Genomic DNA, 25,018 nt, shown 5'->3' on the forward strand with positions numbered 1-25,018 from the left:
ATTTAGGTTTTGCCCAATTGTGAATTGCAGATGTCTTCTGTATCAGCCACTGATGCTTCCAGACTAGTTTTAGTGCGATGGCGTATCCGCCCGCCGTAGGCGATCGCAATATCTATATCTATGCCATAGTGGATGCAGATATAACGCAGTTTGAGTGTTATGACACAAATTTGTGGACATTTAGCAGTGAGATATCGCTTATGCTGAACTCGCATTTGGCTTGCATGTTCAACAGATGGAGTTAAGTCAATATTAATGGATTTCCAAAATTTTTGATTAATCCATTGATTAACTTTCATCAGTTGTATCCTGCTGTAGAAATCTTGTTGAAGACACTACTCAACTTCTCAAGCGATTAACTTGTGGAGCAAAACTAAGAGCAAAACTAAGCTAGATTGATAAATGTTCTTAAGTTGTCTCCAGCAAGTGTTTGTTAGTTTTGTGACATGCCATAGAATTTATCCAGGCTCACATACATCTATTTAACTTCGGCTGGAAAGTAAGCCGATTCATAAAGATTTGTACTCAAATTTAGTATATATACGTAATTGGTTAGGACATAGGAACACAATGGTTGAGATAAATCTGCTTAAGAGCGCAAAGCATCGATAGATAACTTTACAGTAATATGGTTGGAAGTTAGGTTTTTAGGGAATTTTACTGAATGTCAAAATGGAGTTTTTCACGACATTAAAGGCGAATGTAAACTAGCGTTTGGCGATCAACTTGCAGCTTACTTAGGTTGAGTTAAGTGGATTTGAGATATTTTTACATTATCTTAATCTTAGTATCATTTAATTGGCCTTAACTATATGTAATTTCAACTAGAGCTTTATCTCAAAATTTCTTTTTACATATAATTACTTACTAGAATACCACGATAAAACAATGTTGCAATTTTATCGCAATACTTCATCAAAAATTCATTTTAGGAAAATATACTTAAACAAAAACTTTATAAAATCTACAGTTTCCTCTTGATGAATATTTATTTTTAAGAATTTTTACATTGATTCACCACATTCTGGCTAATAAACTTGCAGAAATAGCGATTTAGTATCAGATATTAAAAGTGCAAAGTTAAGAGTTTCAGTAAGCAGAATTGAAAGAGCAACAGTGCAAAGTCCAGTTTTCTAAGTATAAAAACATACTATTTTTATCAAAAACAATATATGTTAGCCGATAGTCTTAATCGTTTTTTATTTATCCATGAAAATCAAACTAATTTAGTTAAAAGTTCACTTATACACTAAGTAAGCCGGAAGTCTTTGTTTCTGAATTCTCTTAGCTGGCTTATGATTTTCAGAACTTAAAAGTTGAGAACAAATTAGTTCGTAGTAGTTGGTCTTATTTAGTTTCTCTAAATTGTTTTTCTATAACTTCAGTTTGTTTGGACTCATTTTCCTGCAATAGTTTCTTGGTAATAATTAAGACAATGATTAACAATCCAAACTGAATCTGCCAGGGTGCTAATACTAAACTGAAAATCAAGCTAATAGCTGCAAATACACCTGCAATATATGCAATTTCATCACTACTCTTTTTAAAGAAGTAGCCAGTGGCTAAAGCCGTACACAGTGGTATCAAGAAAAACAAAGGCATTTTACTAACCTCTGAAATAAAAGTTGTTGTATCTATGAAACAAATTGAAATTGTGTTTGGAATTATGGTTGATCTTAGCTTCAATAAGGTATTAGCTACAACAGTCGATAGAAGTAAATATTCGTTCTGTCAGTGTCCCGACTCAGAATAGCTGCGCTATGCTATACAAACTCTCGTTTAACCACGCAGATTGGAAGGGTTTAAAACTTGCGTAGGTGGGTTTTGTCTATTTTGCCAATTCCACTTTTGCGAACAATCATCTGGTAAATTAGCTTAAAACTTTGGCCTTGTGTCAGGATCGGGATCTAGCATATTACCTTTAGAAGTAGCATTTTCATTTTTTCATTTTTTCATTTTAGACACCTAATGCTGAACATTCCTCAATTACTGGCAACAGAAATAAATCTCAAACCCCATCAGGTGCAAAACGCCCTCTCCCTTTTGGCGGAGGGTGCAACAATTCCCTTTATTGCACGTTATCGAAAAGAGCGCACGGATGAGATGAATGAAGTGCAACTACGCGAACTGGCTGATCGATATACTTATTTAACAGAACTGGAAGAACGAAAATCTGTGATTTTAAGTGCGATCGCAAAACTTGGTAAACTCACAGATGAACTCAAAGCCAAAATCTCATCCTGCTTACAAAAAACCGAACTTGAGGATTTATACCTACCCTATCGCCCAAAACGACGCACCCGCGCCACTATCGCCAGAGAAAAAGGACTCGAACCATTAGCGGAATTCATCAAGTCATTAAATGTAAAAAATGCTGCAACGGCTTTACTGGAAGAAGAAGCGGCTAAGTATATTTCTGAAGCCAAGGGAGTAAAAACAGCAGAAGAAGCGCTTAAAGGTGCTGCTGATATTTTAGCGGAAGAAGTGGCTGAAAAAGCTGAATTACGGTCATATATCCGCGATTATCTTTTAGAAGAAGGGGTATTTGTCTCTCGCATCAAAGATGATTATCCCGAAGGTACAACCAAATTTGAGATGTACCGGAACTATCAAATTCGGGTAAAAAATATTGCACCCCACAATATGCTGGCGTTGTGTCGCGGTGAAACTGAAAAAATATTAAGCTTTGAAATTGCTTTCGATGAGGATACGGTACTTTACTATCTTGAGTCGCAAGAAATTAAAACCAAAGTTCGGACAATTCGGGATTTTTATCAGGCGATGTTAAAGGATGCATTCAACCGTTTAATGAAAATCTCTCTTATGGGGGAGGTTATTTCTGAGATAAAAGTTTTTGCAGATATAGAATCAATCAAGACATTTGAAACTAATCTGCGGGAGTTGCTGCTATCTGCACCAGCCGGGATGAAACCAACCTTGGCGATAGACCCTGGATTTAGAACTGGGTGTAAAGTTGCTGTTCTCGACCAAACGGGGAAATTTTTGGAATACCAAGCGGTTTTTCCCCATCAAGCGGCTGAACAACGACTCAAAGCTGCACAAACTGTCAAAAATCTGATTGAAAAGTACAAGATTGAGTTAATCGCCATTGGTAACGGTACAGCGTCCCGCGAGACAGAAGAATTTGTCACGCAAGTTTTAGAAACTATAGAACGCAAACCAGTTAAGGTGATGGTGAATGAGTCTGGCGCATCTATATATTCTGCGAGTACTGTAGCGCTAGAAGAGTTTCCCGATTTAGATATTACCGTGCGTGGTGCGATTAGCATTGGCCGGCGTTTGCAAGACCCTCTGGCGGAACTAGTGAAAATCGATCCCAAATCTATTGGTGTGGGACAATATCAGCACGATGTCGATCAGAAGTTGCTGAAAAAGAAATTGGATGAGACTGTAGAAAGCTGCGTTAACTTCGTCGGCGTAGACTTGAACATGGCCTCCAAAGAACTTCTGACTTCTGTCTCTGGGATTACGGCAAGTATTGCCAATAACATTGTCGCCTATCGTAACCAGAATGGAGCTTTTAAAAATCGCCGACAACTATTAAAAGTTGCCAAGCTCGGGCCGAAGGCTTTTGAACAAGCGGCGGGTTTTCTGCGGATTCGCGGCGGTGATAACCCATTGGATAATACAGCAGTGCATCCAGAAAGTTATTCTGTAGTAGAAGCGATCGCATCTGAGCTAAATGTGCCATTAAATCAAGTGACACAAATTGCCGAAAAACTTAAAAAGACTAACCTGAAAAAATATGTTACCGATAGCGTCGGTGAACCCACACTGCGCGACATCCTCAGTGAATTAGAAAAACCAGGTAGAGATCCGCGTGCAGAATTTAAGTATGCCACCTTCAAAGAAGGAATTAAAGAAATCAGAGACTTAAAGGTGGGAATGGAACTAGAGGGAATCATTACAAATGTCGCTAACTTCGGCGCGTTTGTTGATATCGGCGTACATCAAGATGGCTTGGTGCATATATCCCAACTTGCTGATAGATTTGTAGACGATCCCAACAAAGTTGTCAAAGTCGGACAAGTAGTCAAAGTGCAGGTGTTAGAAATCAACGAGAAACTCAAGCGGATTAGTTTGTCGATGAAAGCAGTTAAATAATTCGTAATTCGTAATAGAGCCTCCGGCACGCTGCGCGAACGTAATTCGTAAATTTTGTTTTGTAATGAAGAGTGCTGTTGTGGGGACGGTTTGGGTCTACAAAACTTCGGGGGGTTTAACTCCAATCGCATTATTTGGTTATTTTTTGAACCGGGGGACTTAAACCCACGGAACTAGTTAAACAATAATTACAAACAGCAGATGGCAGTTTATCAAGTTCAATTCATCAATTCTACGCTTGGATTAAATCGTACCATTGCAGTACCAGACGATCAATATATTCTAGATATGGCAGAAGAATCAGGTATCCGCCTACCATCTGGGTGCAAACAAGGCGAATGTTCTGCTTGTGTCGCCAAACTGATTAGCGGTGAAGTCGATCAAAGTGAGCAAAAATTTCTGCGCCCAAGTGAAGTACAGGCTGGTTATGTTGTTACTTGTGTAACTTACCCCTTATCTAATTGCACTTTAGAAACCCATCAAGAACAAATCTTGTATAAATCGGCCCTTTACTATCAGCCTGAGTCGGAAAAATCTAAGCGATCGCAATAGTAATCGGTTAAGAAGATTTATAGGTTGGGTTGAAGGTAGTGAAACCCGACAAAACTCTGACAATGTTGGGTTTTGTTCCTTTACCTAACCTACCTTGGAATGCTTTTTTAAGTAAAAACTACGTAGTATTATAACCGCTATATTTTTCTCAATGATCGGCCTAACGGTAGAAGCAAATTCTATCTTGCTAGAGAGGTTAAAATCTAGTAGATAGTTGAAGATGAGATAAGAAGTTACAAAAAATCTTTAGTGATTAGGTAAGAAAAATGTTAACACCATTATTAACCGCCCTAGCTACAGCTTTGAGTCTGTTGATTGTTGATTTAGTTGTTCCTGGCGTTAATATTGCTAATTTTCCCGCAGCTATGATTGCTGCTTTAGTAATTGGTCTAATTAACGGTTCAGTTAAACCAGTTTTGTCTGCTCTTTCTCTACCACTTAACTTTCTATCATTTGGAGCATTTTCGCTCGTCGTCAACGGTTTATGTTTCTGGTTAGCAGCAGTGTTAGTTCCTGGGTTTGCAGTTCGCGGAATTATTGGTTTCCTTCTTGGACCAGTGATTCTAACTTTTGCTAACACCTTCATTAACAACTACTTTGTTGAAAGAAACCTTTTAAGCGCCAGTGGTGATGTAAAAACCCAAGGCGAATTACCTTCTAGATAAGTATTATAAGGAGTAGTATAATTGCGAATTTTATTATGTCTCTACTCCAAATAAAATATCCCAAGGTGGATTTGCTTATTCGGTATCTTCAGCAGAATGTAATTAAATAAACTCACAAAAATCCGGCAAAATCATGAAATTAGTTCGTTTTCTTCTAGGTTTAGTAGTGCCTCCTTTAGGCGTTTTCCTTACAGTTGGAGTTGGCCCAACTCTGTTTATTAACATCTTGCTTACAGTTCTAGGTTGGCTACCCGGTAGTATTCATGCAATTTGGGTTATTGCCAAGCATGATGAACAACTCAATAGAGAAGGAAACATTTACTAATACGCAAGATGAATTTTAGGCAATCTTAAATATGGTGCGTTATGGCTTTAGCCATAACGCACCATATCAGTTTTTACCAGAATTATAAGTTATAAATTATTCAAAACTTAACTTGCATAATTAGCGGGTAAATGACTTACGCAAAATATCTCTCAAACTCTCATTTATTTCTCCGTGGCCTCTGCGCCTCTGCGGTTCGTTATTCTTAAGCTTATCAAGCAATGCGTTAGCCTTTGGTATAATGCACCCAACAAAAGCACAGTTATACTAATTAGTAGGGACACAGCAATACCGTGTCCCTACAAAAATTTTATTTATATGTATCAGAGTTTTGTGAAAAGCAGTCCACTCTATTTATGAATAGTATCCCGCTCTTTATTAGCAGGTTCCTTATCTTTGAACAAGTCAGCCGCCGTTAAGAGTAATTGCCTCAACGTTTGTTTGATTTGACGCTCTTTTCTGGCTAGAGATGTACCAGCTTCACCCAGTTGATCTTCTAGCTGCGATCGCTTCTCTTCTACCTGCACAGCCATAGATTGTGCTTGAGGACGAGCTTTATCATACCAGTGTTTAGCCTCGTCTAGATAATCTTGAACCTCCATATTACGTCCGCCATAGCGTGCAGCTATATTAGCTCGGACAATCGCTAGCTGCGCTTGCAGTTGGGCGTAACGTTTCTTTAACAATCCTGCTTCTTCACTATCTTTAAGGGCATTGATAGCAGAATCAATTGCAGTTTTGGTACTAGCAGGTTTTTCCTTACCCGTCTCTTCAATTTCTGCCAAAATTACATCAACCTCTTGCTGTAGTTGTTCTTCTTCACCATCCAGTTGATTCTGTAGCCGCTTTATATCTGTCTGAGTTTTAGCAATGCTTTCGTGTCTTTTGCTATTAATCCCTTCCAGCGCTCCTTCAATAGAAGCTGTCACTTCATCTTTGAGTTCGCTACCTTTTTCTTGAAAGTTTTCAATTACAGCATAAACAGCATCTTTAACAAGATTACGAACTTCACTTGAACCTTGTTTAAACTCAGAAGATACTTGAGAAACTGCTGATTTCACAATTTCTCGAATCCGCTCAGTTCTTAATTGTCCAGTTTCTTTAGCTTGTTGCAAGTCTGCTTGAATTTGTTGTTTGATATTGTTAGGCATTTTCAACTCGTAAAATTTAACTAATTGGGATAAAAGTTTCTAGAAATGTTCTTACATCCCCATTATGGCGTAGCCTGATAAGGCTCGACACTTCCTTTAGATAGAAACTAATAACCTTTAGGAGGTGATGTGTAGGATGTTGCCGATTCGTGAGATGATTAATATTTGTTGCTAGGAATTGAGATAAAAATATGTGGCAAGTAAATGTTACTTGTACAGGCGATGCCTGGAAGCGATATGCTAATGAATTTAAAGCGATCGCAGAAAAATATCAAGGTGAAGTGATTAGTTCCAAAAAAATGCCAGATGGGACGCGGATCATGTCTTATAAAATTGAGGATGTAAGCGATGCAGAAGCCTTTCAAGAAGATTGTGCAAATTTTGCTGGATTTACAACTGACTTTGAATCCTTGTAACATTGCTTCTGAAACTTATGCCTGCAATATCCAAATCGGGAGAATTTAATTGAAGAAACTACTTACATTAGTATTAGTAACATTTTTCTTATTGCTCGGTACCTTTATACCTGCTAGTGCAGCAGAGACAGTTAACGGCGAACAAATATTTAGTGTTCATTGTGCTGGTTGTCATATCAACGGCAGCAACATCATCAGGCGAGGTAAAAATCTCAAAAAGCAAGCGCTGAAAAAGTATGGGATGGATTCAGTAGAGGCAGTTACATCTATAGTTACCAATGGTAAAAATAATATGTCATCTTATAAAGAACGCCTTACTGAACAGCAAATCCAAGATGTTGCTGCTTACGTTCTCGAACAAGCTGAAAAAGACTGGCGTTAGAAAATTGGGAGTTAGGAGTGATAAGTTAGGAGTTAAGAGTTAAGATTTAAGAGTGATTGATGATTGTTGTTATAAATGATTCTTAAGAAAGTATAAAGGCTAAGAATGTTGTAATAAGATGCTTACGACGAACTAACTAATTTTTCATTCCTCTCACTCCTAACTCCTAACTCCTAACTCCTAACTCCTAACTCCTAACTCCTCACCTATCCCTTAAACTTGAAAATGAACTTACCCACAGCTAGCCGTCTCCAATTCACTCCCGATTTGAACATTTGCCGCATATTAAACGGGATGTGGCAAGTCTCCGGCGCACACGGACGGATTAATCCCAGTGCTGCTATTGAGACTATGTTCAAATATTTAGATGCAGGGTTTACTACTTGGGATTTAGCAGACCATTATGGCCCTGCAGAAGACTTTATTGGTGAGTTTCGCTGTGAACTAATTGATACTCGTGGAAAAGATGCTTTATCTCAGGTGCAAGCTTTTACAAAATGGGTGCCTCGTCCTGGTAAAATGACCAAAAAATTGGTTGAGGAAAATATTGATATTTCCCTGAGAAGGATGAATGTGGAATCGTTAGATTTGATGCAATTCCATTGGTGGGAATATCAGGATAAAAATTATCTGGATGCTCTCAAATATATGGCAGAACTTCAAACTGAAGGTAAAATTAAGCATCTAGGTTTAACTAATTTTGACACGGAAAACTTGAAGATTATTACCGAAGCCGGGATCAAAATTGTTTCTAACCAAGTGCAATTTTCTCTGGTTGACCGCCGCCCAGAAGTTAATATGGTGCAGTTTTGTCAAGAGCATGACATAAAGCTTTTTACTTACGGTACACTATGCGGCGGTTTGTTATCTGAAAACTATGTGGGTAAAGCGGAACCGCGAGGATTTGATTTATCTACTGCTAGTTTGAAAAAATATAAAAATATGATTGATGCTTGGGGTGGTTGGCAATTATTTCAAGAGTTGCTGGCTATCTTAAAGGAAATTGCTAATAAGCATAGTGTTAGCATTTCTAACGTAGCAGTGCGTTACATTTTAGATCAGCCAACTGTGGGCGGTGTGATAGTTGGTGCCAAACTTGGTGTATCTGAACATATAGAAGATAACGCCAAAGTATTTAGTTTTAGTTTAGATGCAGACGATAGCGATCGCATCAATGCAGTCTCTCGCCAATCACGCGATTTGTACCAACTCATCGGCGATTGTGGTGACGAATATCGGCGATAATTTCCGAAAAAAGGTGATAATACGGTGAAGGTTACTGTGGAAACTACTGCTATCAGCCATGCCCCTAAACTTCACCTTCGCCCTCAGTCAACAGCAAACTTTTGAACTGCGCTGTCATTATGGCTCACGTCGCCTGGATAAAACGGAGTTGGCAAAGCTCATTGATTTGTGTGAGCAAAATTATTATTCTCAACAAAAAGATAGCTTACCCGATCTCAAGCAGTTGGGATGCCGACTTTATCAATGGCTGGATGGTAATGAGGGATGGCTGAGAAGGGCGCTGAACGGGGCGGATGAGCAAACCATTTATCTAGATTTGATTCAAACCAGCGAAGCGCAGGGGTTGAACCCCGAAACAGAACGGGTAGCCTTGGGATTGGCACATTTGCCTTGGGAGTTGCTACATAATGGTGCAGGGTTTTTACTAGAACGCGAGGATATTTCCGTCTTACCAGTGCGTTGTGTGCAGCAGCGTCAAACTCAAGTGATTGGCGTGCAAGATCGCCCATTGCGGTTGCTGTTCATGGCGACTTCTCCTGAAGATCCCAGAGTTCCACCACTAGGGTTTGAGCAGGAAGAAGCGAATATTTTGCAAGCAACTAAGGATCAGCCTTTGGCGTTGATTGTCGAAGAAAGCGGCTCGGTTGCAGAGTTAGATAATTTGGTGCATTCCTACGAAGAAAACTATTTTGATGTCTTTCACCTCACGGGACACGGGATAATTTATACCAAACAAGATCACCGCAATTTGCTACCAACAGGTAAAAAATTACCAGACAATACCCCTTGCTTCATCACTGAGGATGAGGTGGGGAATATCCAACTTACTACCGTCAATGATTTAGCTAGAGCCTTTCGCGGACGCTGGCCGCGTGTAACTTTTCTCTCTGGTTGTCATACCGGACAGGTTCCTAATAAGGGGACAGTACCCTCGATGGCCCAGGCATTGGTGAAAGCGGGGGCAGGTATAGTTTTAGGCTGGGCGCGTCCGGTGTATGACACCACGGGTATTGTAGCAGCACAGGCACTCTATCAAGCTTTGGCGACGGGGGCAACTGTTGAAGAAGCAGTCAAAGCGGCGCAGCAGGAGATGATTGACAGAGAATGCACCGACTGGCATCTGTTGCGGATGTATCGGGATACGCGCCCCATTGCCGAACTGGTGACACCTCTTAGAGGAAACAAAAATCGTCGTGACAGGCTGACGTTTACACCGCCAGAGCAAGAATTTCTCGATGAGAATAATCAAGTTAAAGTTGCCAGTCGGTTTGAATTTGTGGGACGCAGACGACCTTTGCAACGGTGTCTCAAAGCTTTGCAGGAAACCAGCGACCAAATTGGCGTGTTTATTGCCGGGATGGGGGGATTGGGCAAAAGTAGCTTGGCGGCGCGGTTATGTACGCGGGTGCAAACGCAGCGTGACAATTTTGCGCGAGTTGTGTTGATTGGGCCTTTGGATGAGATAGGTTTGCTGAATAAGCTTTCTAATAAGTATGAGCGGTTTGCAGATGTTCCCGCACTTTTGAACGAACCAAAGGTGTCTCTTAAAGGACGGTTGCAAAACTTTTTTGAGGCAATTGAAAAGCAACACAAGCAACCTTTGCTGCTGGTGCTGGATGACTTTGAGCAAAACATCCCCATAGCTAACGTTGAAGATGGCTCACTGCGGATGACGGCAGAGGCTTACGAGATTTTAAGGGCGATTTGTGCAGCATTGGCAGACAACAGGGCAGAAAGTCGGCTGATTGTCACCTGTCGCTATTTGAAAGCAGACACCTTGCCACCTCATCGTCTGCACTTGGAATCTTTGGCAGGGATGAGCAGCAGTGATATTGATAAAATCTGCTTTCCCTTAGATAAGGAAGTTAGGCAACAGTTAAGAACTCAGAGGATTATTAAGATTGCTGATGGTAATCCCCGCTTGCTGAAGTGGCTGTTAGAGGTGATTCAGCAACCAGGAATAGCGGCGGATGAATTACTGAATCGGCTGGAGGCGACTGAACAGAAGTTTCGTGAAAATATTTTGGCACAAACTCTGCTGGATGCTTTGGAATTGGAAGAACAAAAGTTTCTCGCGCGGTTGAGTGTGTTTCATCTGCCCGTGACGGAGGATATTGTCAGGGCTATTTCTTCGACTTCCCACCCTAACGCCTGGGACTCGAAGTCCGAGGCTAATAGCGAAAGTCCTCTTCAGAGGACTGAGGATTTAGGGCTGGGAATTTCTAGTCCGCTTGAGCGGACTTCAGCTATGAGCCAGGAAATTGATTTCCTGGCGGTTGTGGGTAAGCTAAGTGGCCTCAGCTTAGTTGAGTCTGCTACCACTCACCCCACCCAGCCAGCTAATTATCGAGTGACGACAATTTTAGAATCGTTGCTGGAATCAGTGTTGAGTGAGGAAGAGTGGCAAGCAACCCGACAGCAAGGGGTGAAGAAAATCCATCAAGTTTGGTGGGAGGAGAATGACAACAGGACGGAAGCAGAAGCACTGGAAATTGTACGTTTGGGACTGCTGGCAAAAGAGCAGGAGATTGCTGTCAGCGTTGGAAATATGATTACAGATAATTGGGTGAACAATTCCCGCTTTGTGGAAGCTTTGGAGTTATGTAAGGAAATTCTGGCACTTTATCAGGATTACCGCATCTTGGCAACTGTCGCCACAGCTGAAAAGGTTTTGGGTTTTGTGCAAGAGGAGGTTCTTACCCATTATCAGCAAGCTTTAGACCTTTGCCCTGAAGAGGAATTGCAAGAAAAAGCCACTATCCTCGACAGCATGGCACTGGTATTCGCCCAACAAGGGAGAATCCCAAAAGCGATCCCACTCTGGGAGCAATCCTTGGAAATATCTGAGCAGATTGGCCATGTCAAAGGTAAAGCCACTACCCTCAACAACATGGCACAGGGATTCGCCCAACAAGGGGACATACCTAGAGCGATCGCACTCTGGGAGCAATCCTTGGAAATAAAGGAGCAGATTGGCAATGTCAAAGGTAAATCCGCTACCCTCAACAACATGGCAGAGGTATTCGCCGATCAAGGGGACATCCCAAAAGCGATCGCACTTTATGAGCAATGCTTGCAAATATCTGAGCAGATTGGCGATGTCCAAGGTAAAGCCACTACCCTCAACAACATGGCACAGGTATTCGCCCAACAAGGGGACATAGCTAGAGCGATCGCACTCTGGGAGCAATCCTTGGAAATATCTGAGCAGATTCGCTATGTCCAACTTAAAGCCACTACCCTCAGCAACATGGGACAGATAATCGACCAACAAGGGGACATCCCAAAAGCGATCGCACTCTACGAGCAATCCTTGGAAATATCTGAGCAGATTGGCAATGTCCAACTTCAAGCCACTACCCTCAACAACATGGCACTAGTATTCGCCCAACAAGGGGAGATACCTAGAGCGATCGCACTCTACGAGCAATCCTTGGAAATATCTGAGCAGATTGGCAATGTCCAACTTCAAGCCACTACCCTCAGCAACATGGCACTGGTATTCGCCCAACAAGGGGACATAGCTAGAGCGATCGCACTCTGGGAGCAAGGTGTTGCCACATTTGCACAAATAAGTGCATACAGTAATTTGGTAAGAGTTCTGGGTTATTTAGGCGTAACGGATGAAAGCAACGGTTTAGTTTACCTAGCTCAAGCAATCTGGTTGACGCGGAGAATTCAAGCACCTTTAGTAGATACCATTGAGTTAATTGGTGTTTTATATAATAAAGTGCCTCAAGGCGATGAACTAAAAGCTGTGTTAGGAGCAACAGCAATGTTCTTTTGCAACCGCCGAGGTGAAGGTCATCCGCGGTTAGAGGAACTTCAAGAGTATAGTTTCGAGATGATATCAGGTGCGGCGGGTGGCCAAGGAATTAAAACAGAGGAAGCGTTTCAAGCTTGGTATATCCAGCAACGGCTGAATGATTTAGATTATTTCCTCCCCCGACTCAATCAACGCCTAGAGGAGATAGTCGGCGATGGGTGGTTGTTTGACCGCAGTCAAGTTTCAATAGGTGAATAAGGGGAAATGCGATCGCGCTAATCTATAATTAATCGCTGACAATATAACCAGCTTATGCAATCCCTGAATATTACACTGCCAGATGCGATATGGAACCTCAACTAATACAGAGTTCTCCTGAAATTCTTTCTGGTACACCCGTTTTCTATGGAACTCGTGTACCAGTACAAACATTGATTGATTATCTCGAAGCAGGCGATCGCCTCGACGATTTTCTAGAAGATTTTCCCACTGTAAGCCGCGCACAGGCAACAGCGTTTTTCAAGCTAGCTCTGAAAACGGTATTATCTTCTTATGAAAGTGCTGCTTGATGAATGCCTGCCTAAGAAATTAAAGCGAGAAATCACAGGTCATGAGGTTGTGACTGTACCACAGCAAGGATGGGCAAGTAAAAAGAATGGTGAGTTACTGCGACTAGCGAAGACTGAGTTTGATGTATTCATCACCATTGATCAAAACTTAACAGCTCAACAAAATTTGAATAATATCAACTTAGCTATAATCGTTCTCGCATCTCCTAGCAATCGTTTAGAAGTTCTGAAACCTCTGATACCTAAAGTTCAAGAAGCTTTAGCAACGATTCAACCAGGTGATGTGGTTACTATTACACTGTAAATTCCAAAAATTACTCTGCTGTAAAAGCAAATACCGCCCTTAATGCTTCTGAGCTAAGAGTCGGATAGTTATCTATAACTTGTTGTTCTATCCATCCCGCAGCAAAGAAACCCAATAAGAACTCTACAGATAAACGAGTTCCTTTCACAGTCGGCTTACCCAGCACAATTTTCGGGTCTGAATAAATGTACTGTCGCCAGTCCATAGTTTGTACTCCGACTAAGCTACAGCTATTGTTGCACAGTATGATTTTTGTTGGCTTGCTGGGGGGAGATGCGATCGCGCTAATCTATAATTAATCGCTGACAATATAACCAACTTATGCAATCCCTTAATATCACACTGCCAGATGCGATCGCTTAGACAACTATGATTATTGTTGGATTGCTGAGGGGAGATGTGATCGCGTTAATCTTAAATTAATTGCTGACAATTTAACCAGCTTATGCAATCCCTGAATATTACACTACCAGATGCGATCGCTTAGACAACTATGATTATTGTTGGATTGCTGAGGGGAGATGCGATCGCGTTAATCTTAAATTAATTGGCGACAATGCCACGTTCACGAGTATAAAAGACTCATTCACGAGTATCAAAGACTCATCGGCTGTTTGGTAGAGTGTGTTAGCGACAGCATAAGGCAGTAAAAACATCTTGGAAGGTGCGTTAAGAACTTAAAGCACCTTCCAAGGTCATTAATCTACTTCATACATCTGCTTATGCTTGGCTAAAAGTTCTTGATATTTTTCATTTGTCTTCGCTTCTATCCACTTGGCTTTAAATATTGCTGCTGATTCCGCTTTCACTGGGTCTACTTCATAGGGTAAAATCTCTTTTTTGGAACCTGAATCTTCCGAATTTTGTTTATACTTCCTGCCACTTTTATGATTAGCATAACGGCGAGAGCGAGTATAACCCATTTGGATAAACTTTCGTGCCATATCTGCGCCGACAAAATCATCTTGCTCTAAATATGCAAGAAAAAGCTCGTAAATTTTCTCGCTCGACTCTTTCGCAATATCAGGAGTTTTGAACCGCCAGTAAGGTAGAATTTCTGATTTGTATGGTTCAACCAGAAGTACACCCTGCTCACCCTTGCCAACACGATAGAGTTCAGGATGTTGGCGAAAATCAATAATTTTAAAGTCTAAAGAATAATCAAAAGCCATGATAGATTTTTACTAAAAATAGTAAACTTTAGAAAAAAGTTCAACTTCTATCTAAGTATTGAGATTTTGTTCTATGCTATCTACCACCCAATCCGTGAACAGTGTCCTTGCGCCAGGAAATCTGCGTAAAGTGCATCACATTGCCCTCAACGTCCAAGATATGCAAGCTTCCCGCTACTTTTATGGTAAAATCCTGGGTTTGCACGAACTCACAGGCGACGAAGTACCCGCAACCCTGGTGGAACTTGTGGCATCTGGGAAAGTAGCCAACTTCATCACCCCGGATGGGACAATCCTGGATTTATTTGGCAAACCCGAATTAACCCCACCAAATCCAGACCCCGAAAAGACCTTCACTAGAGCCTACCATCTAGCCTTTGATATCGATCCGCAGTTATTCGATCGCGCGGTGACAGTAATCAGAGAAAATAAAATAGCGATCGCACATGGCCCAGTCACTCGTCCTACTGGTAGAGGAGTGTATTTTTACGATCCAGATGGCTTTATGATTGAAATTCGTTGCGATCCTGATATGCATTAAAATAATTCGTAATTCGTAATTCGTAATAGAGCCTCCGGCACGCTGCGCGAACGTAATTAAGTTTTGTAATGGCGATTTAACCCCAACAAAAAACTTGAATAATTGATTGCTATGTGCCAAAAATGGCAATAATTCTGGAAAAAGTACTAGTTAATCTACTATGACCGAGAAAATCACGCAAATATTTAAACTAATTGAAGACACAATCAAAAAACCGCCAATTCCACACGAACCATACAAGCAATCATTGAAAGGCTGGGCGATGTATTGTTTGCGAGACAAAGGTTTTATAGTCGTTTATGCTCAAAATGCCGACTTTGCTATTGAAACAAAAGGTATAGAAAAGCTATATTTTAAAGTTTCAAATAGCCCCGATGATTTAGATAATTCTCTTAGCTGGATTGTTTGGGATAGTTCAACCAAAAGCGCCAGCTTAATTCCCAAAAAAATAGACTGATGCCAAGAACTTAATCGATTAAGAATTGTTGTCGAACACGTTAATCGTCGTCTAAAAATCTTTAAAATTTTGTGTTACAGATAGGACTTACGCATCAAGTACGAAATGTAGGGGCAATTCATGAATTGCCCCTACGATAAATCAAGGCTTTCAGTGCCTTGAAAGCGTAAGTCCTAACAGATATCGAAATCGTCACCGACGGTTTGGCTTAAGGTCGAATTTAATTGCAGGAATAGGGGTACTAGGGGGGTTAGTTTGGGAGGCTTTGATGTTACCAAAAATACTTTTCAACAAAATCAGATATACATTGAGCACTTAATGCGAATGATCAAAATCTTTCGGATTACCTAACGCTGTTTTCTAATCGACTTTGACACGAGACAGTACACTTTCCATTTCTGATAACGGCACAGCACCAGCAAAAGTCTCACCATTAAGGAAAAAGAAAGGAGTACCTTTAATTCCCAACTTTTCAGCTATCTGTTGATCTTTTTGAATCACAGCACTTACTTCTTGTGAATTACGTTGTTGATTAAACTCTGATAAATCTAGTTTGAGTTTTTTAGCAAGTGCAACATATAGTTTCTCACCTAATTTGTCTTGCTGGGCAAATAAAGCATCTTGATATTGCCAAAACTTTCCTTGTTTATTAGCAGCCCAAGCAGCTTTGGCAGCAGGTATGGCTTCAGGATGAATTGAGGTCAAGGGATAATGCTTGTACACTAATGTAACTTCATCTTGATGACGAGCCATGAACTGCTTCAATGTTTGATGAGCATTGGCACAGTAAGGACATTGAAAATCTGAGAACTCGATCAACACAATCTTTTGCTGTGTTGCACCAGTCACAGGAGATTCAGCAATTACACTGCTGGGATTTTCTCTAATTTGCTGCTTGATGTATTGTTGAGATTGTTGCTGCTGCTGTTGTTTTTGCAGAGATTCAGATTGTAAAGCTTCCCTAACTACTTCTGGATGATTGCGAATAATCTGCAAAACTTCAGTTTCTAACTTTGGATTAATCAGATTACTATTGTCTGCTTGATTGACAATGGTATCGGCTTTCACAGGCGTTGACCAAATAACTAATGTAACGCAAATGAATAAAACTCCTGCTAACCGGACTGAGCGCCTCAAGCAACGAATTAGAGACTTCCAAGAAAAAAATTCTCCAATTTTGTGGAATGTGCTTCCAGCCCGCGCTAGATAAGGACTGGCTAGAAGCCGATCCCACAACAAATAATTTGGGTATTGTTTTATTTGGAAGTTCATTAACTCACATTGCATATTTATCATATTCATCAATTCAGAACACTCAATAATGGTAAGAGTTTAATTTAGGTGATTTACAACAATTTTCATGTATTTAAACCACAATCTTGTTTCATTCTTTGCGCTTTTAGACATCTGCGTTAAATAAAAAATGTTGCTCCTTTACCTAAAAATTGCCCTAAAATACGATATCAGTAGTCAATTTATGAATTTTTCGAGCACCGATCTGATATCCCTCTCCTGTCTAGGTTTAAAAAATTGTTATATTGGAGTCAAAAATTCGTTATTTACAACGCAAAGTCAAGCCCTTTGAGGGCATCTTGCAGGTTTTTACAGGCATCTCGGTGCAATGTCAATTTTATCTGAAGTTGCATAGAATAGAGGGGTGTCCAAATGGTGAATTTTATGGCTCCTATCCTATGCAACTTCATACTAAATTGGTATTATTCTAGTTTATTTTAGCCACGCGATCGATTGAATGCCTACTTTACAAGAGAGTTAGAGTTTAGATTCTGTAAGAACTCTCTGAGAGTCTTAAAAGAGCGCTAGGTAGGAGCATGACCGGCTTGGCCCTGGCAAAAACCGGAGCTGCTGCAAGTCCGTGCCCCATCACACTGGTTGTCGTTGGAGCATCTGTTCGATCCCCCGGGGTTGTTGGCCTCGTCCCAGCAGTAGGTCGGTCCCTTGGGACCAGGATTGGGATCTCGCGCCGTCCCCTGGCAAAAACCGGAGCTACTGCAGGTCCTGGCCCCGTCGCACTGCTCATTGTTAGAGCACCTGTTCGATCCGCCGGGGTTGTTGGCCTCGTTCCAGCAGTAGGCGGGGCCGCTCCCAGCTAGTACCACTGAAGGTCTTAGACTCAAAGCCAAGCCCAGACTTAAAGCCAGGGTCAGAACAGCCAGAACTATTAAATTCGCAAACTTGCTAAATCGTGTCATATTATTTTCCTCTGTAAATGGGTTACGCCGTAACAATCGGCCAGCGTGACAACGCTGTACTCTCCTATAAAATAGCATGATAGAATCTGGTTGTTTGCTGTAAGAAAAAATTTTGGCGTTGCTGAATCAGGGGATGATTTTGCCCTATTTTGAACGATTTATATCAAATCCGGTTGATTACACACAGTTCCCCCGAACAAAACGAATAATTAATCTTGTTTATAGTTTTCCGCCTCTTCTATCAAATCTGCTGACCCTACTAGTCAGAGACTCCAGTAGATAAAGTGATATAAAAGCCCATATCTTCTGGTGATATTACTTGTTTGACTTGGGACAAAAATTGTAAGGAAAACGTATTAATTTAGCTTGCCTTCGCACGGGCAAAAAAAGGATAGCCACCAGATATTACGTCGATGACAGGATATCGCAACAACCTGGAAACTACTCCACCAAAATTGTCAAATATCCTGAATTCTGACTTCTGAATTCTTCTTCAATTGCTAGAATCAGGTTTTTCAAATACCATTAAATGCTGTTGAGGTAACAAATTTTTAGTTTCCCGCCAAACCAAACCAACAGCTTGCATTTCTTTACGGACTTGCTTTTGAGTCATTTTGTGCAGACCTTTAATCATGATAAAGGGATTTTGACCCCGGTACTCAACCAGCACTACCCGACCACCTGGTTTAAGTGCTTTCACAATTATTTGCATCACTTCTTGGGGATACTCAAGTTCATGATAAGCATCTACCATCAAAGCTAAATCGATACTTTCAGCTGCTAAGTTTGGGTTACTAAGAGTTGCTAAAACAGGCTCAACATTGGTGATATTTTTCTCTTTTTTGAACAACTCAATGATTTCTAACATTTTTGGTTGAACATCTACAGCTAACACTTTACCTGCTGTTAATAGCGGCGCAATGCGAAAGCTTAAGTAACCAGTACCAGCGCCAATATCCGCCACGACATCATTAGGTTTCAAGTTGAGGAGGCTGACTACCTTACTTGGCTGTTCCTCTGGCTCTCGGCTGGGGCGTTCTAACCAGCCAGCGCCAGTGTATCCCATAACTTTGGCGATTTCGCGCCCCATGTAATATTTGCCGATACCATCTGGACTATGGATTAGCCGTTGTTGGTAAACAGTGCTGGATGAAGTCGCGGCTTGTGCTGTCAGGATTGGATTCAGCAGCAAGCAACTTAATATCACAATAAAAGTTACTATAAAGTGGAGAAAATTTAACATTTGGTTATGACTGATCTAGATAGTTATAAGCAGCAACTAAAAGAATTCTATGGTAGTAGAACGACTTATGACCATGAAGAAGGGACTCGCCATCCTCTAGATGCCAAGATTTTACTTGAATTTGTGACGCTACATCCTGGACAGAAAATTCTTGATGTGGCAACTGGAACCGGTTTAGTTGCGATCGCCGCAGCTGAAAAAGTTGGTTCAGAGGGCTATGTGATTGGGATTGACATGACCCCTGGAATGTTGCATCAAGCAAGACTTAAAATTGCAGCAGCAAAATTACAAAATATCGAGTTAATTGAGGCAGATGCAGAAAATTTCAACTTTAGCGATAATAGTTTTGATGTTGTCTTTTGCTGTGAAGCAATTGTCCTTTTTCCTGATATAATTGCTATTTTAAAAAAGTGGTGTCGCTTCTTAAAACCCGGAGGATTTGTGGCATTCACCTGTCCTCCCGAAACAGCTTATATGGCATCTCTTCAGCAGAGGATCTGCGCTAGAGTTTTGGGTGTATCGCTACCATATATCCTTGAACCACTAGGGACTCCAGAAAAATGTCGAAATTTGCTCAATCAGGCAGGTTTTAGAGATATTGAAATTAAAATTGAGCCATCAGGACGTTATCGCCCTCTTAGGGATAACAGATTATCTATGACAGCAATTAATATAAATTTTAAAGGTAATCCACTGCTGTCAAAATTATCACAAGAACAATTAAATCAGTTGCAAGTTGAGTACAAAGCTGAAATTGAGAAACTAGCAACCGAGCAAGGTATTTGGGAAGACACTACAAAATTCTTTGTTCGCGCTCGAAAATAATTTTATCAGTCTCAATTCATACTACCCCTGGCGATTGGAAATCGCGGCTATACAGACAAAACCCACCTGTGTGGGTTTAAAAGCGATAATGACAGTTTAACCTCCTAGACCGATGTGGAAGTAAACATTTTCAAGATTTACTTGAAGCAGCCCCTGTAAAAATTTGTAATCCAACCTTTGGACGTTAATATGCAAAACCTGTCCCTGATGTTAGTGCCTGTACTCGCTGCACAGAAAGTAGCAGGTGACGGTTTAATTAAACCTCTTGGTCATCATGAGCTGCTGTTGGTGTTGGTGCAACTGTCATTATTGCTTTTCGTAGCGCGGGGATTAGGTGAGTTGATGCGCCGGATTAACCTACCCCCTGTTGTTGGAGAATTACTCGCGGGTGTGGTGCTTGGCCCTTCTCTATTTGGTTGGCTCCTTCCAGACTTACAGGCAGACATCTTTCCCAAAAGTCAAGAACAGTCTAATTTACTTTCGGTGATTTCTTGGTTAGGTGTGTTATTTTTGCTGATTGTGACTGGGTTGGAAACGGATCTGAAGCTGATTCTTCGTAAGGGTAAAACGGCTCTGTTGATTTCACTGGGCGGAATTATTGTCCCGTTTATCACCGGATTTGGATTAGGCTGGCTATTGCCAGATAGTTTTTTAGCCGACCCAGAAAAGCGACTAGTATTCAGTCTGTTCATAGCCACAGCAATGAGTATTTCGGCAGTACCAGTGATTGCTAAGGTGCTGATGGACTTAAACCTGATTCGCCGTGATATTGGTCAAGTCACCTTAGCTGCTGGGATGACTGACGACACTATCGGCTGGATTTTACTTTCTGTGGTTTCAGGTTTAGCTAGTAGCGGCAAATTTGACCTGGGGACAATTTTCCATTCCGTGAGTGCGGCTATATTATTTTTAGCGATCGCCTTTACAATTGGGCGTACCATCGTAGACCAGATTTTACGCTGGGTTGATGACTATGTTGGTGGAATCGCCGCGAGTATATCGGTTGTGCTGATTCTTTCGCTCTCAGCAGCAGCACTTACCCACGGATTAGGTCTAGAAGCGGCCTTAGGTGCTTTTGTAATGGGGATTCTGGCTGGTCAATCTCGCCGCTTTAGCAATGAAGCTGGACACATGCTAGAAGTATTCACAGCAGCCTTTCTAGCGCCAATTTTCTTTGCTTCAGCTGGCTTGAAAGTTAACTTACAAACTCTGTTAGTCCCGCAAACGCTGATATTTGCGATAATTGTTTTGGCTGTCGCCTGTGTTGGCAAATTTACAGGTGCTTACCTTGGTTCTCGCGCAGGTGGCTTGAGTCATTGGGAAGGTTTGGCGATGGGTTCGGGGATGAATGCTCGCGGGGCGATGGAAATTGTCGTTGCTACGATTGGTTTATCTTTGGGAGTGCTGAATCCCCAGATGTACTCGATTATTGTTATGGTGGCGATCGCTACTTCTCTAATGGCTCCACCCCTTCTGCGCTGGTGTTTGTCTAAGGTGGTGATGAGTGATGAAGAAGCTCAACGTTTGGAAAAAGAAGAACAGGATAGCCGCAGCTTTATCAAGCAGATCGAGCGTGTTTTAATCCCTACAAGCGGTGGTCCCAACATCCAACTCGCGGCGCAATTAGTCGGTTACATGGCTCACCAAAACTCCATAGAAGTCACATCTCTATATGCCTTGAGTGATAAGCAGCCCCAAAAAAAAGCCCGTCGAACCGCAACCGAGGTAAAAGACACTGCCGCAGAGGTAGCTTTGGCCTCTGTTGTTGAAGAAATGCACCTACCTGCTGATACCCTCCTGCAAACAAAAACGGAGTCGGGACGCAATAAAGCGGAGGTAATTTTGAATGAAGCCAGCAAAAGCTATGACTTGATTGTACTGGGAGCTTCTGAAAAGATCCGCCCCCAAAAAGCATTGTTCAATTTGCTTGTAGACCGAGTAGTACAAGAAGCGCCTTGTGCAACGATGGTTGTGAAGTCACACCTACCCTACCCCAAAGGCGAGACATGCAACATAGCTCAACAACAACTGACAAAGATTCTGGTGCCAACGGTGGGGACAGAATATAGCAAAAATGCTGTAGAGATGGCAAGTACGATCGCTGCTCAAACAGGGGCATTAGTTATGATCGTCAACGTGATTAATGTGCCACAGGCTCAGTATATTCTTTACGAGCAGCGATCGCTAACTCCAGTCAAGGAAATTGCTAACGATCTGCTCGAACAACAAGCAGAAATTGGTCGCAATCTCGGTGCTGATGTCAAAACCTATATTCTTCAAGGAACCAGCCCAGAAAAAGAAATCCTCAAGTTTGCCCAAACCAAGGAAGTTGACCTAATTATTCTAGGGAGTAGTATCCGAATGGTTACGGGTCGCGTTTTCTTCGGTCACAGAGTAGATGCAATATTAAGTAAAGCCCATTGCCCAGTAGCGGTAATTACTACGCCATAAATGTTTTTGGCTTAGAAACATTTAGTTTGAACAGCAATTTTAGATTTTGGATTTTGGATTTTGGATTAAAATAATTTTTTGGTTCATGCCCCATCCCTTGTGGAGTTACTGCGCTATGAAGAAAGCAAATCTAAAATCCAAAATCCTTAAGTCCCGTTGTGAGCAGGATTAATCCAAAATTGCAAATCTAAAATCCAAAATACCTTGACCTTAGCGCAAACCTCTAGAAGTGACCGATCTTTGCAAATTAGCTAGAGCGCGATTGTAATCCAAAATAGCTGCGACTCTATTACCTTCTGCTGTTGTCAGGTCATTTTCAGCAGCAATCACCTCTGTTTGAGTACCCACACCAGCTTGGAACCTCAGCCTTGCTAAATTCAGAGCTTCCCTGGCTTGATTTAAAGCCACACTAGAAGTCTGCACATTATTTAAATTAGATTGTAATTGAGAATAGTACTGTTCTACATCAAAGCGAATTTGGTCACGCTGGCTACCAAATTGAGACTGTGCGATCGCAATATCAGCCCTCGACTGAGCCGCCTTTGCTCTTGCAACTCCGGCATCAAACAAAGCGAGATTTCCGCTAAGTCCCACTGAATAGCCATCAGCAATGCTGACACCATCATTATATCGATCTAGCACATTGTAGTTGCCTGCCAAACTAATTTGCGGCCCTAGCTGTGAAAGTGCCTGTCGTCCCTGTTGCTCGGCAATATTACTTTGTGCTAATTGCTGTTGCAATTCTGGACGATTTTGAAACGCTTGGACAATACTTTGTTCTACTGTCTGTGGCCAAAGACCCGATAATTGTACAGGATCTGCGGCACTAATATCAGCTGACTCTGACAAACTTAACAACGTGGCAAGCTGACGACGGGCAATTTGCTGCTGCGAGATAGCATTAGTTAGTTCTTGTTGAGAGTTTGCTAAATTCACCTGAGCTTGCAACACATCAAACCGCGTACCCACTCCAACCTGTTCTCTGGCTAAAGTATCGCGCAAACTAGCCTGGGCATTTGCCACAGCAGCTCGATTAATTCTTACTTGTTCATCTGCTTGTTGCAAATTGTAGTATTGAGTCGTGGTATTCAAACTAATTGTCAAAGACTGAGTTTCAACATTTAATTCATCCACACGTAGTTGTTCTTGGGCAGCTTGGATTGTCGCTTGTCGATTACCGGAGGTATAAACATTGTAATTCAGTTGTGCTGAACCATTAAAAGTGGTGCTACCTTGAGATGGATTATTACTAGTAAAACCATTACCACTATTATTCACACGACTGTTAATATCCAGAGTAGGAAACAAGGCAGCTTGAGACTCGCGGACTGCCGAACGACTGCGTTCTAGCTGTAATAGGGCTACTTGTAAATCTCGATTGTTGCGTCGTGCTAGTTCCAAAGCTTGTGCCAAACTGATTGGCACAGTTCCCCGAATCCTTACTTCCTGCGGTTTAGTAGGAAATTGCAGAGGATTGGGACTGGGGTTGAGTTCATTGGGAACCTGTACAGGGATTGAGGTATTCTGGGGTTTTGGGGGAGTTGCGGCACTTGCTGCATTTGGAAAAAGAATAGCGATCACTAGGCTAACCCAGGTAAAATGCACGAAGAATAAACTGAAATTCATAAATAGATAGATGTAGTCATTAATTGGTTTTTGAGGATACAATCACAACTTTTCATCCTAATTGATCTAAAGTAATTTTAAACTCCCCCTCAAAAAACTGATAAGTAGGTAGGCGTAATTAAATATAAGATCAAACCTCACCCTCAATCCCTCTCCTTAAGAAGGAGAGGGAAGCCGGAGGCAGGGTGAGGTTTTATATTTAATTTGACCCACTTACTTATTAACAAATTAGCCTACAATCAAGCCATCCTGAACTCGAATAATCCTTTTGGTTTGAGCAGCAATATCTGGTTCATGAGTGACAATCACAATTGTGATCCCTTGGTCATTAAGTTCAGTCAATAAACTCATTACCTCATGAGAAGTTTCAGTATCTAAAGCTCCTGTTGGCTCATCTGCCAAAACTAATGCAGGTCGATTGACCAAAGCACGAGCGATCGCTACCCGTTGTTGTTGTCCCCCAGATAGTTGACTGGGACGGTTAGATATGCGTCCCTCTAATCCCACCTTTACCAAAGCTTCTAACGCCCTTTCCCGGCGTTTTGGCTTAGGCAAGTTAGCGTAAACCATTGGTAGCATAACATTTTCCAGCGCTGTCGCCCGTGCCAAGAGGTTAAATTGTTGGAAAACAAAACCAATCCTTTGGTTACGAATATAAGCTAATTCATCATCATCAAAAGTAGTCAGGTTTCTGCCTTCAAAAATATAGTCTCCAGTTGTGGGACGATCCAGACATCCCAAAATATTCATGAGTGTGGATTTCCCCGAACCTGAAGCACCCATAATCGAGACATATTCCCCTTCTTCAATAGAGAGTTCAATTCCCTTAAGTATTGGAACACTAACTTCTCCCAAGTAGTAGGTTTTGGTAATAGATTCCATCCAAATCATCGTTGCCATAAAAGTTAGGAGTTAGGAGTTAGGAGTTAGGAGTTAGGAGTTAGGAGTTAGGAGTTAGGAGTTAGGAGTTAGGAGTTAGGAGTTAGGAGTTAG

The 25,018-nt window shown here is 41.5% G+C and carries 25 protein-coding genes; 14 read left to right on the plus strand and 11 right to left on the minus strand.

All coding sequences use genetic code 11. The features are described from left to right. Positions 1-2: 2 nt before the first annotated feature. Positions 3-299 carry a hypothetical protein gene (locus V7K73_RS08990; RefSeq protein ID WP_334879109.1) on the minus strand — a complete coding sequence of 99 codons (297 nt, stop codon included), beginning with the start codon at positions 297-299 and terminating at the stop codon, positions 3-5. Positions 300-1,347: 1,048 nt separating this feature from the next. Then, complete coding sequence (locus V7K73_RS08995) at positions 1,348-1,602, minus strand: hypothetical protein (protein ID WP_334879110.1); 255 nt, start codon at positions 1,600-1,602, stop codon at positions 1,348-1,350. A gap of 366 nt (positions 1,603-1,968) precedes the next feature. Here V7K73_RS08995 and V7K73_RS09000 point away from each other — a divergent pair, with 366 nt between their 5' ends. The 4 genes from V7K73_RS09000 (at position 1,969) to V7K73_RS09015 (ending at position 5,667) form a co-directional block, all read left to right on the plus strand. Further along, on the plus strand, positions 1,969-4,125 hold the full coding sequence (locus V7K73_RS09000; protein WP_334879112.1) for a Tex family protein: 2,157 nt from the start codon (positions 1,969-1,971) through the stop codon (positions 4,123-4,125). Positions 4,126-4,326: 201 nt separating this feature from the next. Further along, on the plus strand, positions 4,327-4,677 hold the full coding sequence (locus V7K73_RS09005) for a 2Fe-2S iron-sulfur cluster-binding protein (RefSeq protein WP_334879114.1): 351 nt from the start codon (positions 4,327-4,329) through the stop codon (positions 4,675-4,677). 266 nt (positions 4,678-4,943) lie between these two features. Continuing rightward, the gene (locus V7K73_RS09010) at positions 4,944-5,342 is read left to right on the plus strand and encodes a phage holin family protein (RefSeq protein WP_334879115.1); all 399 of its coding nucleotides are present in this window, start codon (positions 4,944-4,946) and stop codon (positions 5,340-5,342) included. A 133-nt stretch (positions 5,343-5,475) separates the two neighbouring features. Beyond that, a complete protein-coding gene (locus tag V7K73_RS09015; RefSeq protein ID WP_334879117.1) occupies positions 5,476-5,667 on the plus strand; it encodes a YqaE/Pmp3 family membrane protein in 192 nt (63 codons plus the stop codon). 350 nt (positions 5,668-6,017) lie between these two features. Here the strand turns inward: V7K73_RS09015 and V7K73_RS09020 are convergent, their stop codons facing one another. Next, a complete protein-coding gene (locus V7K73_RS09020; protein WP_334879119.1) occupies positions 6,018-6,818 on the minus strand; it encodes a histidine kinase in 801 nt (266 codons plus the stop codon). A gap of 191 nt (positions 6,819-7,009) precedes the next feature. On the opposite strand from V7K73_RS09020, the gene V7K73_RS09025 reads away from it, so the two are divergent. From V7K73_RS09025 to V7K73_RS09050, 6 genes are all read left to right on the plus strand, one after another. Then, entirely contained in the window at positions 7,010-7,234 is a 225-nt protein-coding gene (locus V7K73_RS09025) for a hypothetical protein (RefSeq protein ID WP_334879121.1), read from the plus strand. A 49-nt stretch (positions 7,235-7,283) separates the two neighbouring features. Continuing rightward, positions 7,284-7,616 (plus strand): cytochrome c6 PetJ, encoded by a 333-nt coding sequence (gene petJ / locus V7K73_RS09030; RefSeq protein ID WP_334879123.1) that lies wholly within the window; start codon positions 7,284-7,286, stop codon positions 7,614-7,616. A gap of 225 nt (positions 7,617-7,841) precedes the next feature. Beyond that, a complete protein-coding gene (locus V7K73_RS09035; RefSeq protein ID WP_334879125.1) occupies positions 7,842-8,861 on the plus strand; it encodes an aldo/keto reductase in 1,020 nt (339 codons plus the stop codon). 58 nt (positions 8,862-8,919) lie between these two features. Further along, positions 8,920-12,885, plus strand: coding sequence for a tetratricopeptide repeat protein (locus V7K73_RS09040; RefSeq protein WP_334879126.1), 3,966 nt, complete (start codon positions 8,920-8,922; stop codon positions 12,883-12,885). Between the two features lie 89 nt (positions 12,886-12,974). After that, positions 12,975-13,196 carry a DUF433 domain-containing protein gene (locus V7K73_RS09045; RefSeq protein ID WP_334879128.1) on the plus strand — a complete coding sequence of 74 codons (222 nt, stop codon included), beginning with the start codon at positions 12,975-12,977 and terminating at the stop codon, positions 13,194-13,196. After that, positions 13,180-13,500 (plus strand): DUF5615 family PIN-like protein, encoded by a 321-nt coding sequence (locus V7K73_RS09050; protein WP_334879130.1) that lies wholly within the window; start codon positions 13,180-13,182, stop codon positions 13,498-13,500. The genes V7K73_RS09045 and V7K73_RS09050 overlap by 17 nt, the downstream gene beginning before the upstream one ends. A 10-nt stretch (positions 13,501-13,510) precedes the next feature. Here V7K73_RS09050 and V7K73_RS09055 read toward each other — a convergent pair whose 3' ends face one another. The 3 genes from V7K73_RS09055 to V7K73_RS09065 all read right to left on the minus strand — a co-directional run bounded on the left by V7K73_RS09055 (position 13,511) and on the right by V7K73_RS09065 (position 14,672). Then, entirely contained in the window at positions 13,511-13,705 is a 195-nt protein-coding gene (locus V7K73_RS09055) for a DUF433 domain-containing protein (RefSeq protein WP_334879132.1), read from the minus strand. Positions 13,706-13,997: 292 nt separating this feature from the next. Beyond that, the gene (locus tag V7K73_RS09060; protein WP_334879133.1) at positions 13,998-14,156 is read right to left on the minus strand and encodes a hypothetical protein; all 159 of its coding nucleotides are present in this window, start codon (positions 14,154-14,156) and stop codon (positions 13,998-14,000) included. Positions 14,157-14,198: 42 nt separating this feature from the next. Then, positions 14,199-14,672, minus strand: coding sequence for a DUF4385 domain-containing protein (locus V7K73_RS09065; RefSeq protein ID WP_334879135.1), 474 nt, complete (start codon positions 14,670-14,672; stop codon positions 14,199-14,201). Between the two features lie 73 nt (positions 14,673-14,745). Here V7K73_RS09065 and V7K73_RS09070 point away from each other — a divergent pair, with 73 nt between their 5' ends. Further along, a complete protein-coding gene (locus V7K73_RS09070; protein ID WP_334879137.1) occupies positions 14,746-15,213 on the plus strand; it encodes a VOC family protein in 468 nt (155 codons plus the stop codon). Between the two features lie 160 nt (positions 15,214-15,373). Next, positions 15,374-15,670 carry a hypothetical protein gene (locus tag V7K73_RS09075; protein ID WP_334879139.1) on the plus strand — a complete coding sequence of 99 codons (297 nt, stop codon included), beginning with the start codon at positions 15,374-15,376 and terminating at the stop codon, positions 15,668-15,670. A 360-nt stretch (positions 15,671-16,030) separates the two neighbouring features. Here the strand turns inward: V7K73_RS09075 and V7K73_RS09085 are convergent, their stop codons facing one another. The 3 genes from V7K73_RS09085 to V7K73_RS09090 all read right to left on the minus strand — a co-directional run bounded on the left by V7K73_RS09085 (position 16,031) and on the right by V7K73_RS09090 (position 19,123). Continuing rightward, positions 16,031-16,738: a DsbA family protein gene (locus V7K73_RS09085; RefSeq protein ID WP_334879141.1), complete on the minus strand. Its 708-nt coding sequence runs from the start codon at positions 16,736-16,738 to the stop codon at positions 16,031-16,033. A 749-nt stretch (positions 16,739-17,487) separates the two neighbouring features. After that, entirely contained in the window at positions 17,488-17,958 is a 471-nt protein-coding gene (locus tag V7K73_RS29800; protein WP_442936745.1) for a hypothetical protein, read from the minus strand. A gap of 415 nt (positions 17,959-18,373) precedes the next feature. After that, on the minus strand, positions 18,374-19,123 hold the full coding sequence (locus tag V7K73_RS09090) for a class I SAM-dependent methyltransferase (protein WP_334879143.1): 750 nt from the start codon (positions 19,121-19,123) through the stop codon (positions 18,374-18,376). A gap of 6 nt (positions 19,124-19,129) precedes the next feature. Between V7K73_RS09090 and V7K73_RS09095 the strand changes: the two genes are divergently transcribed. Next, positions 19,130-19,948: a class I SAM-dependent methyltransferase gene (locus V7K73_RS09095; protein WP_334879145.1), complete on the plus strand. Its 819-nt coding sequence runs from the start codon at positions 19,130-19,132 to the stop codon at positions 19,946-19,948. Positions 19,949-20,137: 189 nt separating this feature from the next. Next, the gene (locus V7K73_RS09100; protein WP_334879147.1) at positions 20,138-22,399 is read left to right on the plus strand and encodes a cation:proton antiporter domain-containing protein; all 2,262 of its coding nucleotides are present in this window, start codon (positions 20,138-20,140) and stop codon (positions 22,397-22,399) included. Between the two features lie 210 nt (positions 22,400-22,609). On the opposite strand, the gene V7K73_RS09105 is transcribed toward V7K73_RS09100, so the two are convergent. Then, positions 22,610-24,025: a TolC family protein gene (locus V7K73_RS09105; protein ID WP_334879149.1), complete on the minus strand. Its 1,416-nt coding sequence runs from the start codon at positions 24,023-24,025 to the stop codon at positions 22,610-22,612. 228 nt (positions 24,026-24,253) lie between these two features. Further along, on the minus strand, positions 24,254-24,925 hold the full coding sequence (locus V7K73_RS09110) for an ABC transporter ATP-binding protein (RefSeq protein WP_334879151.1): 672 nt from the start codon (positions 24,923-24,925) through the stop codon (positions 24,254-24,256). Between the last annotated feature and the right edge of the window lie 93 nt (positions 24,926-25,018).

Source organism: Nostoc sp. (genome assembly GCF_036916975.1).
Taxonomy (GTDB): Bacteria; Cyanobacteriota; Cyanobacteriia; order Cyanobacteriales; family Nostocaceae; genus Nostoc.